The organism is Bradyrhizobium zhengyangense, from assembly GCF_022012435.1.
In the GTDB taxonomy this organism is placed as follows: domain Bacteria; phylum Pseudomonadota; class Alphaproteobacteria; order Rhizobiales; family Xanthobacteraceae; genus Bradyrhizobium; species Bradyrhizobium zhengyangense.
Genome location: NZ_JAKLUA010000016.1, coordinates 39,884 through 55,220, shown reverse-complemented (window position 1 = coordinate 55,220; position 15,337 = coordinate 39,884). Strand labels below are relative to the sequence as shown.

Annotated in this window: 10 protein-coding genes; 6 read left to right on the top strand and 4 right to left on the bottom strand. The window is 65.8% G+C overall.

Annotated features, from left to right (window positions below; genetic code table 11):
- Window positions 1-75 precede the first annotated feature (75 nt).
- On the top strand, window positions 76-252 hold the full coding sequence (locus L6637_RS33150; RefSeq protein WP_237864987.1) for a DUF3311 domain-containing protein: 177 nt from the start codon (window positions 76-78) through the stop codon (window positions 250-252).
- Window positions 242-1,732, top strand: a complete 1,491-nt coding sequence (mctP, locus tag L6637_RS33145) for a monocarboxylate uptake permease MctP (RefSeq protein ID WP_237873205.1) — start codon at window positions 242-244, stop codon at window positions 1,730-1,732. Before L6637_RS33150 ends, mctP begins: the two co-directional genes overlap by 11 nt.
- Window positions 1,733-1,804: 72 nt before the next feature.
- Here mctP and L6637_RS33140 read toward each other — a convergent pair whose 3' ends face one another.
- The gene (locus L6637_RS33140) at window positions 1,805-2,119 is read right to left on the bottom strand and encodes a hypothetical protein (protein ID WP_237873204.1); all 315 of its coding nucleotides are present in this window, start codon (window positions 2,117-2,119) and stop codon (window positions 1,805-1,807) included.
- Window positions 2,116-3,222, bottom strand: a complete 1,107-nt coding sequence (locus L6637_RS33135; protein ID WP_237873203.1) for an IS5 family transposase — start codon at window positions 3,220-3,222, stop codon at window positions 2,116-2,118. Before L6637_RS33135 ends, L6637_RS33140 begins: the two co-directional genes overlap by 4 nt.
- Window positions 3,223-3,446: 224 nt before the next feature.
- On the opposite strand from L6637_RS33135, the gene L6637_RS33130 reads away from it, so the two are divergent.
- Together L6637_RS33130 and L6637_RS33125 are read left to right on the top strand one after the other, a co-directional pair.
- Window positions 3,447-7,013 carry a hybrid sensor histidine kinase/response regulator gene (locus tag L6637_RS33130; protein WP_377803199.1) on the top strand — a complete coding sequence of 1,189 codons (3,567 nt, stop codon included), beginning with the start codon at window positions 3,447-3,449 and terminating at the stop codon, window positions 7,011-7,013.
- Window positions 7,010-7,663 (top strand): response regulator, encoded by a 654-nt coding sequence (locus L6637_RS33125; RefSeq protein WP_237873202.1) that lies wholly within the window; start codon window positions 7,010-7,012, stop codon window positions 7,661-7,663. The genes L6637_RS33130 and L6637_RS33125 overlap by 4 nt, the downstream gene beginning before the upstream one ends.
- A gap of 71 nt (window positions 7,664-7,734) precedes the next feature.
- Here L6637_RS33125 and L6637_RS33120 read toward each other — a convergent pair whose 3' ends face one another.
- Window positions 7,735-13,581 (bottom strand): apolipoprotein A-IV repeat region-like domain-containing protein, encoded by a 5,847-nt coding sequence (locus L6637_RS33120; RefSeq protein WP_237873201.1) that lies wholly within the window; start codon window positions 13,579-13,581, stop codon window positions 7,735-7,737.
- Between the two features lie 393 nt (window positions 13,582-13,974).
- Here L6637_RS33120 and L6637_RS33115 point away from each other — a divergent pair, with 393 nt between their 5' ends.
- Complete coding sequence (locus tag L6637_RS33115; protein ID WP_237864983.1) at window positions 13,975-14,349, top strand: Hpt domain-containing protein; 375 nt, start codon at window positions 13,975-13,977, stop codon at window positions 14,347-14,349.
- Between the two features lie 111 nt (window positions 14,350-14,460).
- Entirely contained in the window at window positions 14,461-14,781 is a 321-nt protein-coding gene (locus tag L6637_RS33110; protein ID WP_237864982.1) for a 2Fe-2S iron-sulfur cluster-binding protein, read from the top strand.
- Between the two features lie 9 nt (window positions 14,782-14,790).
- Here the strand turns inward: L6637_RS33110 and L6637_RS33105 are convergent, their stop codons facing one another.
- Window positions 14,791-15,258, bottom strand: a complete 468-nt coding sequence (locus L6637_RS33105) for an acyl-CoA thioesterase (RefSeq protein ID WP_237864981.1) — start codon at window positions 15,256-15,258, stop codon at window positions 14,791-14,793.
- Window positions 15,259-15,337: the final 79 nt, after the last annotated feature.

Here is a 15,337-nt window from a genome sequence, read left to right as displayed (position 1 = left end):
TGATCTCAGCTATATCGCGCTTAAGGCGCGCTTCACGAAAGGCGCGTCGACTTCACTCGCAGGGGAGGAGAGAGCGTGATACGTCTGCTGCTATTGTTGCCGTTCATCGGCCTGATGATCGTGCCGTTCTACAATATCCGGGAGCCCCTTCTGTTCGGCTTCCCGTTTTTCTATTGGTATCAGCTCGCCTGGGTGCCGCTGACCTCGCTGCTCACCTACATCGTCTACAGGAGCGTGCGTCGTGCTGGCTAATGTCGATAGCGCGGCCTTCGCCGTATTCCTCGCTTTGTTCATCCTCGTCACCGGCATGGGCTTCGTCGCCGCGCGCTGGCGCAAGCCGGAGACGCTCGCCCATCTCGACGAGTGGGGCCTCGGTGGCCGCAAGTTCGGGACCTGGATCACCTGGTTCCTGGTCGGCGGCGATTTCTACACCGCCTATACCGTGATCGCGGTGCCTGCCCTGGTTTACGCGGTCGGCGCCTACGGATTCTTCGCGCTGCCCTACACCATCATCGTCTATCCCTTCGTGTTCGCGGTGATGCCGGTGTTGTGGAAGGTCGCCAAGGAGCGCGGCTATGTCACCGCCGGCGACGTTGTGCGCGGTGCCTACGGCTCGCGCGGGCTCGAACTTGCGGTCGCCGCAACCGGCGTGCTGGCGACGATGCCCTACATCGCGCTCCAGCTGATCGGCATGGAAGTTGCGCTCAAGGCGCTCGGGCTGAGCGGCGAGGTGCCGCTCGTTCTGGCCTTCCTGGTGCTGGCGCTCTACACCTATTCGTCGGGCCTGCGCGCGCCTGCGCTGATCGCCTTCGTCAAGGACATCATGATCTACATCGTGGTGATCGCCGCGATCGCGATCGTGCCGTCCAAGCTCGGCGGTTATGGCGCGATCTTCAACGGGGCGGATGCAGCGTTTGCGGCGAAGGGCTCGGGCGGTATCCTGCTGTCGCCGGCGCAGATCGTGCCTTACGCCTCGCTGGCACTGGGCTCGGCGCTCGCCGCCTTCATGTATCCGCACACGCTGACCGGCATCTTCGCGTCGTCAGGCGGCAACACCATTCGCAAGAATGCGATGCTGCTGCCGGCCTACACGCTGCTGCTCGGCCTGCTGGCGCTGCTCGGCTACATGGGCCACGCGGCGGGGCTGAAGCTCGCGAGCAACAATGACGTCGTGCCGGAGCTGTTCAAGACGCTCTTCCCGAGCTGGTTCGCGGGTTTTGCCTTCGCCGCGATCGCGATCGGTGCCTTGGTGCCGGCAGCCGTCATGAGCATCGGCGCTGCCAACCTGTTCACCCGCAACTTCTGGAAGGTGTGGGTCGATCCGAAGGTGACGCCGGCCGGTGAGGCCAAGGTTGCCAAGATCACCTCCATGCTGGTGAAGGTCGGCGCACTGCTCGCCATCCTCCTGATGCCGACGCAGTTTGCGCTCGACCTGCAACTGCTTGGCGGCCTCTGGATCCTGCAAACGCTGCCGGCGCTGGTGTTCGGTCTGTATCTGAACCGGTTCTCGAGCACGGCGTTGCTGGCCGGCTGGGCCGTTGGCCTTGCGGGCGGATCGTGGCTGGCCTGGTCGGACGGCTTGAAGCCGCTGCACGGCATCGACTTCGGCGCCGGCAAGGTCGCGATCTACACCGGCGTGCTGGCGCTTGCGCTCAACATCGCCGTCGCGGTCGTGGTAAACGTCGTGCTCAAGGGCCTGCCGCAGGCCCGCCTGTCGCGCGAGGCGGCCTGACGTCAACCCTGGATCGGCGGCCGGACACCCGGCCGCCGATCCAAAAGTGCCTTCCACGCGATTGAAAACGCTTTAGCAGGCTGTTGAAGAAGTGGCCGCTCGGCGCGCGATAAAGGGAATGTCATCGCCGTTTTCGAGGCATATCTCACCTTCGAGTGAGCCGTCGAGGAGCTTTTCTGCCCAACCGCGGCCTCTTGCGGGCTCCATCTCGTCGCTGCCGTCCCATGTGAACTCGACGGCATCGCCTTCGCAACGACCATGTATCGCCCCCGTGAGGCAATCCAGGGCGAACTCGCCGCCTTTGTCTGTGAACAGGATGTAAGAGCCCGCCCCAGCCATGTCGTGATCGGGCGTTTCCACGACACGCCATTTGCCCTGCACACTCATGGCTGCATCGCCAGCAGCTTGGGCAGGCGGATCAGGTTGTAGGCCGCGAGCGCCAACGTAAAGACGGCGTCCACACGCTCGCGCCCCCGCAGCTTTATCTTGGCCAGACCGGCGGAACTCTTGATCCACCCGAACACCTCCTCGATCCGCTTGCGGCAGCGTTGGCTGATCTCGTAGCCGGCATGGCGGGTGGTACGGGCGTCGACCGCCGTCTTGCGCGCGATGCCAGTCTTGCTGAGGTGTCCGTCGATCGCGATATGCGGCGTCACCGATCGTTCTCTCAAGTCGCGCACGAACTGCGTAACGTCATAGGCCTTGTCCGCGCCGAGCGTGATCCGCCGCCCTCCGCGATCGCGACTATCAATCAACGCCAGTGCCGTCTCTCGTTCGGCGGTGCCGGTGGCCTGGCTGACGATGCCGCCGACCGCCAGCCCATGGCGGTTCTCCATCAGCGCATGCCCCATGTAGCAGAGCTTGGCCGGCTGCCCGTCTCCCTTCTTGTACAGCCGAGCCTCCGGATCGGTCGTGCTCTGGTGCGTTTCGTTTGAACGCTTCTCTTTGTGGAAGCTGCGCTCGGAGTTGCGCCCCGGACCCTCACTGTCGTTGTCGCCTCCGTCCTTCTTGCGGAAGCTCTTGATCGAAGCCCATGCCCCGATCAGCGTGCCGTCCACCGAGAAGTGATCGCTCGACAACAGCCGCTTGACTTTCGGCTGAGCCAGTACCGCCGAGAGAAACTTAACGGCGATCTCACCTTCTAACAGCCGGTCGCGGTTTTTGGAGAACGTCGAGTGGTCCCACACCGGATCGTCCACGCCCAGGCCGACAAACCAGCGGAACAACAGGTCAAACTCCAGCCGCTCCATCAATTGTCGTTCCGATCGGATGCCGTAGAAGGCCTGCAGCAGCATCGCTCGAAGCAGCCTCTCCGGTGCAATCGAGGGCCGGCCAAAGTCCGTGTAAAGACCCGCAAAAGCCGTCGATAGATCGCTCAGCGCAGCGTTCACGATCTCCCGAATCTTCCGTAGAGGGTGATCCGGGCGAACCCGCGCTTCAAGGTCCACGTAACTGAACAGCGATCCTGACCGCTCGTCCGATCCCCGCATCCTGGCCTCCCGATTCAACCATCGAGAGAATCACGTCCAATGCCATCTCGCCAGAGACTTCTTCAACAACCTGTTAGAGCTCTCCGTTCCGATCGTATCGGAACGGAGAGCTCTGGATTCTTGTTTTTGACGCGTTTTCTTGCCGCGAACCGGTGTCCACTTCGCTGGAAAACGCTCTAATATCCGCCCGCGTTCCGCCCCCTCGATAAGCGGGCGGATCGGTCTTGAGTGAGGATATCTTGCAGGCGTGGTTCGTTCTCGCGGTCGCAGCCGGTTATGTGACCACGCTGTTCCTGATTGCCTGGTGGGGCGATCGGCGGAGCGTGGACGGACCGCTGGTCTCGCCAAAATCCTGGGCGGCCGCGGTCAGCTATTGCCTGACACTTGCGGTCTACAACACCTCCTGGAGCTTCTACGGATCGGTCGGCCGCGCCGCCACCAGCGGACTGGACTTTGCCACGATCTATATCGGTCCGACGCTGGTGCTGCTGTTCGGCCGGAAGCTGCTCGCCAAGGTGATCGCGATTGCGAAAGCGCAGAATGTCACCTCGATCGCCGACTTCATCGCCGCGCGCTACGGCAAGAGCCAGGCGCTTGCCGCCTTCGTGACCCTCGCTTCGCTGCTCGGCGTGCTTCCCTATATCGCGCTTCAGCTCAAAGCCGTTGGCAAAAGCTTTGACTATCTGATCCTGCAGCCTGAGCGCGCCGGCGGCGAGGCGCTGCGGTTCTGGCAGGACTCGGCCTTTGGCGTCGCCGCGTCGATGGCGCTGTTTGCGATCGTGTTCGGCGTTCGCCACGTCCATGCCAGCGAGCATCATCGTGGCTTGATGCTGGCGATTGCGTTCGAGAGCGTGGTCAAGCTGGTCGCATTCCTTGTGGTCGCGCTGTTCGTGCTGTTTGGGCTCTCGGGCGGACCGGCCGCGCTGCTGTCGCAGTTCACTTCGGATCCGCAACTGGCTGGAATCCTCGCCTTCGATCCCGCCCAGCCGGTCTGGCCCTCGACGATCGTCATCTCGGCGATTGCCTTCCTGTGCCTGCCGCAGGCGTTCCACGTCGCCGTCGTCGAGAACGAGAGTCCTGGTCATACGCGCACCGCAGCGTGGCTTTATCCAGCCTATCTTGTGCTGTTCAGCCTGCTGATCCTGCCGATCGCCGCCGCCGGCCTTGCGAGGTTCGGTGCGATGATGGACCCCGACACCTACGTCATCTCGCTGCCGATCGCGGCGGATGCGGGCACCATCAGCCTGATCGCCTTCCTGGGTGGGCTATCGGCCGCCACCGGCATGGTGATCATGACCTCCGTCGCGCTGAGCACCATGCTCTGCAACGACGTCATCATGCCGCTGTTGCTGCGCTCGCGCTTCTTTGGCCTGCGCGCGCAAAGCCGGCAGGTCGCCTCGGTGCTGATGACAGTGCGCAGGCTCTCGATCCTCGGCATCCTGCTGCTGGCCTATCTCATGCACCGCCTGGTCAACCAGGCCTATCCGCTCACCGTGATCGGTCTGTTGTCGTTCGTCGCGGTCGCGCAATTCGGTCCGGCGTTCGTCGGTGGCCTGTTCTGGCAGCGCGCCAACAAGATCGGTGCCTCGATCGGAATCGCCGTCGGATTCCTGATCTGGGCTTATACGCTGCTGCTTCCCTCGGCCGCGCCGCTGTGGCCCGCCTTCGCGGAGATCGTTCGCCACGGCCCGTGGCAGCTCGGCTTCCTCAAGCCGAACGCGCTGTTCGGCCTCGAGGGGCTCGATCCGATCTCGCATGCGACGCTGTGGAGCCTTGCCGCCAACCTCATCGGTTTCGTCGCGTTTTCGCTGCTGGGGCGGCAAACCACCGTCGAGCGCAACCAGGCCGCGGCATTTGCCGACGGTGTCGTCCGCGACACCGTGCCAAAACTGTCCTCGCGCGTGGTGGTCCGACTTGACGATCTTCGTGCGCTCGCCCGGCGCTTTGTCGGTGCGGAGCGCGGCGAGGCGGCTTTTGACGGCTATCTCGCCGCGCGCATGTCGGGCACTGGGCCGCGCCTCGATCCGTCCGGCCTCGTCGATCTCGAATCGATCCGCTTCACCGAAAACCTGCTCGCCGGCGCGATCGGTGCTGCGTCGGCACGCGTGGTGATTGCGGCCTCGCTGGAAGGGCATTCGCTGTCGCGGCGGGCGGCGATGGCGATGCTGGATGAGGCTTCGGAAGCCCTGCGCTTCAATCGCACTCTGCTGCAAAGCACGCTGGAGAGCGTGCCGCAGGGCATCTGCGCGTTCGATGCCGATTTCAACATCACGGCCTGGAACGGGCGGTTCATCGCGCTGCTCGACCTGCCGTCGGATTTCGTGCGCGTCGGCCTTCCGCTCTCCGAGCTCATTGCCTTCAATGTCGAGCGCGGCGAATACGCCGCGTCCGAATTCGCGGCGCTCCTGGTCAATCGCGACGTCGCGAGCCAAAGCTGGCCCTATCTCTACGAGCGCAAGCGGCCGGACGGCACGGTGCTTGAGATCGTCTACGATCGCGCCGCCGAGGGCGGTTATGTCTCGACCTACACCGACGTGACCGAGCGCCACCGCGCTGCGGAGGCGTTGCGGCACGCCAACGAGGATCTCGAGCTGCGTGTCCGTGAGCGGACCGAGGCGCTCGAGCAGGCCAAGGCGGAGGCCGAGCAGGCCAATCTCGGCAAGACCCGCTTCCTGGCGGCGGCGAGCCATGATCTGCTGCAACCGCTGAACGCGGCACGTCTGTTCCTGTCGGCGCTCGACGAAAGCCTGCACGCTTCTTCGCACGCTGGTGTCACTGAGAAGGAACGAACTCTCGCCGGTAGTGCCATCACGGCGCTGCGCTCGACCGAGCATGTCCTCGACAGGTTGCTCGACATCTCCTCCTATGATGCCGGCGCTGTCAGTGCCGAGCCATCAGACTTTCCGATCGCCGATCTGCTCGTGCAACTGAACGTGGAATTCTCCGCGATGGCGCGCGAGCGAGGGCTCGTCCTCCGCGTCGTCGATTGCCAGCTCGCTGTGCGCAGCGATCCGCACTTGCTGCGGCGGATCCTGCAGAACCTGCTGTCGAATGCGCTGCGCTACACGCCCAGAGGACGCATCCTGCTCGGCTGCCGGCGACGCGGCGGCGATCTGCGCATCGAGGTCTGGGACACCGGTGTCGGCATCGCTGCCGCAGACCAGAAACGGATCTTCGAAGAGTTCCAGCGCCTGGCACCCGGATCGGAGAAGGGGCTGGGCCTGGGGCTTGCGATCGTCGATCGTGTCTCCCGGCTGCTAAGTCATCCCGTCGACCTCCGTTCGCGTCTCGGTCACGGTTCATGTTTTGCCGTCACGGTGCCGCTTGCGCGCGGCCCGGGAACGTCGCTCCAGCGCAAATCGGCGGACGCTGCGCCGGATGTGACAGAGCGGCCGCTGACGATCCTGTGCCTGGACAATGATGCGACTATCCTCGATGGGCTGACGGCGGTGCTCGGCGGCTGGGGTCATCGCGTCATGGTCGCGACCGATGCCGCCGGCGCAATGGCGGCGGCCGCAGCGAGCCCGCCCGACGTCGTGCTGGTCGATTATCATCTCGATGGGGAACGCACCGGCTTGGACTTTCTCGACGATCTCAGGCAGACATCGGGCCGCGGCACCTGCGCGCTGGTCGTCACAGCAGATCGCAGCGAGGCTGTCCGCACGGCGGCGAAGGCACGTGGCTGCGAGGTGCTTTCCAAGCCGGTCAAGCCGGCGGCGCTGCGTCGCTTCCTTGGCGGCGAAGCCTTGAGCCGGCAGTTCGGGACCAAACAGGGAGCCTCATCAGCGTGACCATGCGCATCCTTATCGGCGATGATCATCCGCTGGTGCAGGCTGCGCTCCGCAGCGCGCTGTCGACCGTGCTGCCCGACCTCGACATCATCGCCTGCCAGTCCCTCGACGAGGCGATCAGCGTGCTCTCGGCGCAGTCGGACGAGATCGACCTCATCCTATGGGACCTGACGATGCCGGGGATCCAGGGATTTGCCGCGCTGTTCATCCTGTCGGCGCAATTCCCGACGGTGCCGGTTGCGATCATCTCGGCGCGGCAGGACGCGGCCACGATCCGGCGCGCCATCGCCTATGGCGCGTCCGGCTACATCCCGAAATCGCTTGGTCTGCCCGAGATGGCGGACGCGATCACGAAGATACTGGCCGGTGAAATCTGGATGCCGCCCAATGTCGGCGGCCGCGGTTCGATCCAGAGCGCCGATGTCGAGCTTGCCGCGCGCATGGCCTCGCTGTCGGCGCAGCAGCTGCGCATTCTGGCGATGATCGTCGAGGGCAAGCTCAACAAGCAGATCGCGGGCGAGCTCGACATCGCCGAGCAGACCGTGAAGGGACACGTCTCCACGATCCTGCGCAAGCTCGGTGTCGGCTCGCGGACCCAGGCCGCGGTCCTCGCCGAGCGGCTGTCGTTCGGGCAGCCCGGCGGGAGCTGATCTCGCAAGGTCAAAAGCAAAACGGAGGCCGAGAGGCCTCCGTTCTTATTCGTCATCGCTGGCCTTGCCGCTTATCCCAGCCGGCCCGCCGCATGTGCCAGCAGCGTGTAGACCAGACCCGTCTCCGAGGTCAGGTGGCTGCGCAGCTCCTGCGGGCCGCGGCCCTCGCGGGCGACTTCGTCGAGCAGGCGTTCAAACTCGCTGATGTAGCGGTCGACCGTGCCCTTGAAGTTGCGGTCGGCGCGATATTTGCGGGCGACCTCGTCGAAGGCTTTCTGGCCGGCGGGGGTGTACAGGCGCTTGGTGAAGGCCTTGTTCTCGCCGCGCTGGTAGCGGTCCCACATCTCGGCGGCGAGGTTGCGGTCCATCAGTCGGCCGATATCGAGCGACAGCGATTCCAGCGGATTGCTGCTGGCTTGCGGGGCCTGCGGCTGCGGAACGGGTGCAGCCTGGCGGCCACGCGGGGCCTCACGTCCGGTCGGAGCCGCCTGGTTGGCGTCCGTGCGGTTGAGCAGATCCGACAGCCAGCCGTCGCGGCCCTGGTCGTTGCCACCAGGAGCGACCGGCGGGGCCTCGGTACGGCGCGAGGAGGCGGGCATGCCGAGGTCCGGCGGCGGCAGCGTCGAGGCGCTGCCGGTGTCGCGCATGCGGGTCTCGGTGCCACGGCCGCCCACAGACGCCATCACCGGCTCTTCCTGGCGCTGGACAGCGACGGAGGCGCGGCCCGCGGTGGTGACGTCGAGGCCGCGGCCGTGCTGGGCCACGATGCGGTTGAGCTCGGCGAGCGCCTCGATTTGGTCGACGATCACCTTGCGCATCTGCGCGGTGCTCTCGGCGGCCTCCTGCGGCATCTCGAGCACGCCGCGGCGCAGCTCGTTGCGGGTAGCTTCGAGCTCGTTGTGCATCTCGAAGGCCATCTGCTTCATGCTGGCGACGAGGTTGCCGAACTTCTCGGCCGACTGCTTGAACATCGCATCCGCCTCGTCGGTGGTCTGGCGGTAGATGTCGTGCATGGCCTCGATGGTCTGGCGGTGTTCCTCTTCGGACGCCGACCGCACAGCCTCGAACTGGCGGGTGATCGCGGCTGAGCCTGCACCGGCGGTCTCGGCGACCACGCGGGCGATGTCGCGGGCACGCTCTTCGGCCGCAGCGAGCGACTCATCGAGCAGCCCGGTGAAGCGCGACAGGCGCTGGTCGAGATCGGCGGTGCGCAAGTCGATGGTGGTGACGAGCGATTCTAGCGCCGCCTTGCGTTCGGCAAGCGAGGCGGTGGTGTTCTTGTTGCTCTGCTCGACGACCTGCGCGGCATCGACCAGCGCCTTGCCATGCGCGTCGAACTGGGTCGACAGCTCGCCGAGGTCCTGGAGCGCCCGCGTGGTCTTCGTGTTGAAGACGTTGAGCTGGTCTTCCAGGTTCTGCGTCGCCGCGCCGTTGCGCGAGGTGACGTCGTTCATCGCCGAGACGAAGTCGGCGACACGCGTCACCAGCGCCCGCTCCAGCGAGTTGAGGTTGTCGTGCGCACCGGTCAGCACCTCCTGGAGGAGGATGTTGCCTTCGCGCAGACGCTCGAACAGGGCGACCGTGTCGGTGCGCAGGATCTTGCTGGTCTCCTGCATCTCGGTGACGGCCGCGATCGAGACCTGGCGCGACTGGTCGATCGCCGCGCGCGAGGCCGATTCGAGGTCCTTGAGCGACTTGCCGACCGCGCTGGTCGCGATCTCGCTCGCCGCGTTGATGGTGCGGGCGACTTCGTTGCCGTTGCCCATCATGGTCTGTGAGAAGGCCTGGCCGCGCGTCTCGATCGACTTTAGCGCGTCCGAGGTGACGCGGTCGATGTCGAGCGTGAGCTGGCTGGTCTTCGAGCCGATCGCGTCCACGAGCGAGCCGCGCTTGGCGTCGATCATGTTGGAGAGGCGGTCGGCCTGCTGCTGCACATAGGTGACGATCTCGTCGGTCTTGCCGGTCATCGCCTGGCCGAAGCTCGAGCTGGCGGCGAGCACCGAACGCTCGACGTCGGCCGAGCTCGACTTGACCCGCGAGCTCGCCTCGTTGGAGGCGGAGATCAGCGCGTTCTGGGCGTTGAGCGCGCTGGTCTGGATGTCGTTGGTCGCGTTCGACGTGGCCGTGCTCAGCGCGCGCTCGATCTCGGTCGAGATCGTGCGGATCTGGCTTGCGGCATCCGCCGAGGTCGAGGTCAGCGAGGTCTGGGCCTCACGGGCGCTGTTGAGGATGGTCGAGGCGGTGTCGGCGCCGACCGCGGTCAGCGTGCGTTCGATATCCGTCGTCAGCGACTTGATTTGGCTCGCCGCGTCGGTCGAGGCGGAGATCAGCGTGCCCTGGGCTTCGCGCACGCCGCTGGTGAGCGCCTCGATGGTGGCGCCGCCGGCGGTCGCCAGCGCGCGCTGCATCTCGGCAGCGAGCGAGCGGACCTGGCCGGTCTGTTCCGCCGAGACCGAGAGCAGAGTGCTCTGGGCGTCGCGGGCGCTGGCCGTGATCGTTTCGGCGGTGCTCTGGCCGACCTGCGACAGCGAACGATGCACTTCGGCCGCGAGCGACTTGACCTGGCTTGCCGCCTCCGACGACGCGTTGACCAGGGTGCTCTGGGCCTCGCGCGCGCCGGCCAAAATGCTCTCTGCAGTCGAGGTGCCAGCCATGGAGAGCGACCGCTGCACGTCGGCCGTAAGAGCTTTGACCTGGTTTGCCGCATCCGCAGATCCGGCGACGAGCGTGCTCTGGGCCTCGCGCGCACCACTCATGATGCTCTCGGCCGTCGATGTACCCGCCATCGAGAGCGAACGCTGCACGTCGGAGGACAGGGCCTTGATCTGGTTGGCGGTCTCGGTCGAGGCCGCGATCAGCGTGCTCTGCGCATCACGGGCGCCGGCGGTGATCGATTCCGCCGTCGAGGTGCCGGCCAGCGAGAGCGAGCGCTGTACGTCGGCGGTGAGCGTCTTGACATGGTTGGCCGCGTCCGAGGACGCCGTGACGAGCGTGGTCTGCACCTCGCGGGCGCCGGCCAGGATCGAGGCCGCGGTGGCCGAGCCGGCTGCGGACAGCGTGCGCTCGACGTCGGCTGCGAGGCCCTTGATCTGGTTGGAGGCATCGCCTGAGGCCGCAACCAGCGACGACTGTGCTTCGCGGGCGCTGGTGAGGATCGAGTTCGCGGCACCGGTGCCGACCGCAGTCAGCGCGCGCTCGACCTCAGCCGAGGTCATCTTGAGCTGGGCGTTGACGTCGGAGGAGACCGTCATCAGCGACTGCTGCGCGGTGCGCGCACCGGTCTGGATCGTCTCGCTGGTGTTGACCACGAGGTTGGTGAGCGAGCGCTCGGCGTCTTCGACATGCGAGCGGATCGCGGTCGAGATCATCTCGGCGCGGGACATCATGTCCTCGCTGGCCTGACGGCCGCTGCTCTCGATGCGGCCGGCGACGGCCTCGACACGCGAGCCGAGCAGGTCCTCGAACTGCGCGACGCGGACGTCGATGTCGCTCGCGACCGAACCGACCTTGGTTTCGATCGCCTGCTGGATGTCCTGGAAGCGTGCCGTGACCGTGTCGGTCAGGTGCATGCTGCGGCCGTCGATGAGTTCGGCAACGCTGGTGATGCGGCGGTCGACCGCGTCGATCGCCTGCGCGGTGCCGTCCGTCAGCGTCGAGGTCAGCAAAGTGAGGCGGGTGTCGATCGACTGCACCGCCTGCGAAGCGCCGTTGGTCAGCGCGCTCGTCAGGTAGGTGAGGCGGCTGTCGACGGACTCCAGCGCCTGCGATGCGCCGCTGTTGAACGTCGTCGTGAGGTGCGTCAGCCGCGTATCGATCGCCTGGATCGACTGCGAAGCCCCGTCGGTCAGCGTCGTCGTAAGGTTGGTCAGGCGCGAGTCGATGGATTCGAGCGCCTGTGCCGCGCCGCCGGTGAGCGTCGTCGTGAGGTTGGTCAATCGCGCGTCGATCGACTGGATCGCCTGCGTCGCACCGTCGGTCAGCGTCGTCGACAGCGTGTTGAGACGTCCGTCGATGGTCTCGGTGACGGACTTGGCACGGGCGTCGAACGACTGCTCGAGCGCGCCGACGCGGCCGCCGAGCTGCTCGTCGAAGGTCTTGATGTGGCCTTCGATCGTGCCGTCGAGGCTGGCGATCTTGCCGTTCAGCGAGGCGTCGAAGTTGGACACGCGTTCGCCGATCGTGGTCTCGAACTGCACCAGGCGCTGGTCGAGAATGGCCGTGATCTCGCCGCCGTTGGAGGTGAAGCGGGTGTCGAAATTCTCGACATAGGTCTTCAGCGACTCATGGATGTCTTGCGTGCGCTGGCCCATGCGCTCGACGATCTCGCCGCCGAAGGTCTTCACGGTGCGATCGAACTCGGAGATGTGGCGCGTGATCAGGGCGCCCAGCGTGCCGGAATCGCGGGCGAACTTCTCGACCAGCTCGGTGCCCTGGTTCTTCACCAGTTCGTCGAACGCGCTCATCTGCAGCGACAGCGAGTCGTGCGCGGTCTCGGTCTGGCTGACGACCTTGGCGACGAGGGTGTTGACGGTGGCGTCGAGCGCCTCGCTCGCCTTGTCGCCGGAGGTCATGATCTGGCCGGCGAGGCGGTTGCCGGCGTCGTCGATCTTGGCGGAGATGTCGTTGGAGCGCAGCTCGAGCTCGAGCAGCAGCGAGTCCGACGAGTTCTTCAAGCTGTCGTGGACCTGCTCGGTACGCTCCGAGATGCCGTCGACGATGGCGGCGGAACGCTGCTCGAACTCGCCGGTGATGCGGTCGATGCGCTCGTTCAGCATCTCGTGGACGCGGTCGGCGAGGTCGACGAATTCGTCGTGGACGTGACCGGTCTTGAAGTTGAGGCTGGTGGTCAGCCGCTCGCTGGCGTCGAGCACCGCGCGCGTGGTCTCGGCGCTGGCCTCCTCGAGCCGGTCGAGCAGGTCGCCACCGCGCTCGCCGAGCGCCAGGATCATGTTGTCGCCGGCATGGCTCAGCGCGCCGGTGATGTGGGCGCCGCGCTCTTCCAGCGCGCCGGTGATGGATTTCGCGACCTCGTCGACGCGCGAGGCGATCGCGTCCGAGATCAGCGCGATGTCGTGGCGGAGGTCGATCTGCACGCCCGAAATGGCGCTGCGGACCTGCTCGGCCTGGCCGACCAGGTTGTCGCGCTGATGCGCGATATCCTGCAGCAGGGCGCGGATACGGACTTCGTTGTCGGAATAGGCGCGCTCGAGTGCGGCAACTTCGTTGGCGACCAGCGTCTCGAGCTCGCCGGCGCGTGCGATGGCGCGCTCGATGCCGTCGCCCATCGCCGCGACCTCGCGGCGGATGGCCTGGCCGACGGTGACCATGGAATCCGACGCCGAGCCTTCCGGCTCGGAGAAGCGGATCGCAACTTGCGCCATCGCCTGCGCGACCTGGCTCATCTGCTGGCCGCGCCAGACCAGGCTCGCGAGGAAATAGAACAGCATGATCGGCGCGAAGAACATCGTGGCGAGGCCGGCGATCGCCAGCACGCCGCCGCTCTCGCCCATGGCGGCCCGGATCGAGGGCAGGAAGCCGACCGTCAGCGCGGCGCAGGCCGCCAGCCAGACGACGGTGAAGATGGTCGCGCCGGTGTAGATGTTGCGGGCAGGGCGGCCCGTCTGCAGCGACTGCAGCAACTGGCCGATGGTCTCTTGGTCGTCATTGGCGGCGCGGCGCGAGGCGCGCGGTTCCTCGATGGAATCGATCACGGCGCGCTCGTTGGCGGCAGGCCGCGGCTCGAAGGCCGGCTCGTCGAACACGGGCGGCGCGGGCGGTGCGACCGGCGGTGCCGTTTCGTTGCGCATCGATGCGCTGCGGCTGGTATCGGCAGCCGTATCGCTGATGTTGAGGGCTTCCTGGATCGCAGAAAGCGCAACTTCTGTGGGGTCTTTGACCTTTTTGGGAGTATTGGCCATGTTCAGTCCGAGCCCTCGTTACTTTTACGCGTCCCCCCGCGAGCCCTGCGCGCTGCGCAAGTTCACAGACCGGATCATGCCGCTTGCGCGGATCTCCGAGCCATCCCCACCCGGACGGCTTGTCCGCCAATTTCCGCAACATCCTATTGGCAGAGCGTCGCGAATGAAATGCCCGCGATTAAGACATTCTTAATCATCGTTAACAGGAATGGCCCGTAACACCTTAGGCCTAAATGAAATTCTCCACCGGACTCGGTGGATTGCGGCAACTTTTCGTCCAGAAACGGGCGGATTTGCGTAAAACGGCCTAAACACTTCGTTAACCATTTCCGTGCTTCGGTTGCGAGGAACCGCCGGACCGGCGGACCATCGCGCGATGCCGGGGCCTGCGCCATGACGCCTGAACTGCAACGGATGGACTGGATGCCCTCGCCCCCGCTTGCACCCATCGACAGCCCGCTTGACCTCGACCACCTTTCGCGCATGACGCTGGGCGACGCCGAGCTTGAGCAGGAAGTGCTGGCGATGTTCGCCGAGCAGGCGGTCCGCCTGATCGCGGCAATGGCCGCGCTGCCGGCGGAGACCGGCGCGCTCGCGCACAAGCTGAAAGGCTCGGCGCGCGGGATCGGCGCGTTCGCGGTCGCCGATGCCGCCGCCAGCCTCGAAACGGCGGTCCGGATCGGCCGCAACCAGCCACATGCCCTTGCCGCGCTGAAAGAGGCGGTCGCCGAGGTTCGCGCGGCCATTGCGACGATCCTCAAGCACTAAAGCCGGGGTCTCCAAAGGGCCGTGGTCTGCGCACTAGCGCGGCCCGGAGCGACCCGTTATAGGACAACCCGGACCCTCCTTTTTCCCCAGATCGCGGCAGCACGAGAACACATGGCCAAAATTCACTTTGTCGATCACAAGGGCGAAACCCGCACGGTGGACGTCGAGAACGGCGCGACCGTGATGGAAGCCGCTATCCGCAACAGCATTCCCGGCATCGAGGCCGAGTGCGGCGGCGCCTGCGCCTGCGCGACCTGCCATGTCTATGTCGACGAAGCGTGGCGCGAGAAGGTCGGCAGCCCGACGCCGATGGAAGAGGACATGCTCGACTTCGGCTTCGACGTGCGCCCGAACTCGCGCCTGTCGTGCCAGATCAAGGTCTCCGACGAGCTCGACGGGCTCGTGGTGTCGACGCCGGAACGTCAGGCCTGATCGCCCGAATTAAGTGCTCGGCAGCGCGACCTCGATGCCGCGCTTGTGCCAGGGCTTGAATTTCGCGATCACCTCTGCGGTCAGCGGCGCCGGCCGCCGCGTCGCCTCGTCGAGCAGAACGCCGACTGACGTCGCCGACGCGATGCACTTTCCATGCGAGAACACGACCTGCTCGAAGGTCACTGACGTGCGTCCGAGCTTCACGACGCCGAGACCGAGCTCGATCGTGCCCGGCCAGCGTAGCTCGGCGCGGAAATGCATGTCGAGCCGCACCATGATCCAGGCGAAGCCCGGCGGTGTCAGGCCGTATTCGGGGAGCTTCATCAGGGTGACACGGCCGGTCTCGAAATATGTGGCGTAGACCGCGTTATTCACGTGCTGGTTGGGGTCGAGATCGCCGAAGCGGACGTTGTCGCTGAGGCGAAAAGGGAAGTCCTCCAGGCGCGGCGTCGTTTCGAGGCGGCTTGGTGCGTTCACCGATTGATCTCCGTCAAATCCAACCTCGTTACAGCCCAGTTATTTTGGCCCGGCAAGTGGTGTGCTTGCGGGGCGCTCC

What these genes read in the sequence shown, in the direction of transcription:
- L6637_RS33135 (WP_237873203.1), bottom strand. Translation starts at nt 3,222, where the DNA reads ATGCGGGGATCGGACGAGCGGTCAGGATCGCTGTTCAGTTACGTGGAC.
- L6637_RS33140 (WP_237873204.1), bottom strand. Translation starts at nt 2,119, where the DNA reads ATGAGTGTGCAGGGCAAATGGCGTGTCGTGGAAACGCCCGATCACGAC.
- L6637_RS33115 (WP_237864983.1), top strand. Translation starts at nt 13,975, where the DNA reads ATGACGCCTGAACTGCAACGGATGGACTGGATGCCCTCGCCCCCGCTT.
- L6637_RS33110 (WP_237864982.1), top strand. Translation starts at nt 14,461, where the DNA reads ATGGCCAAAATTCACTTTGTCGATCACAAGGGCGAAACCCGCACGGTG.
- L6637_RS33120 (WP_237873201.1), bottom strand. Translation starts at nt 13,581, where the DNA reads ATGGCCAATACTCCCAAAAAGGTCAAAGACCCCACAGAAGTTGCGCTT.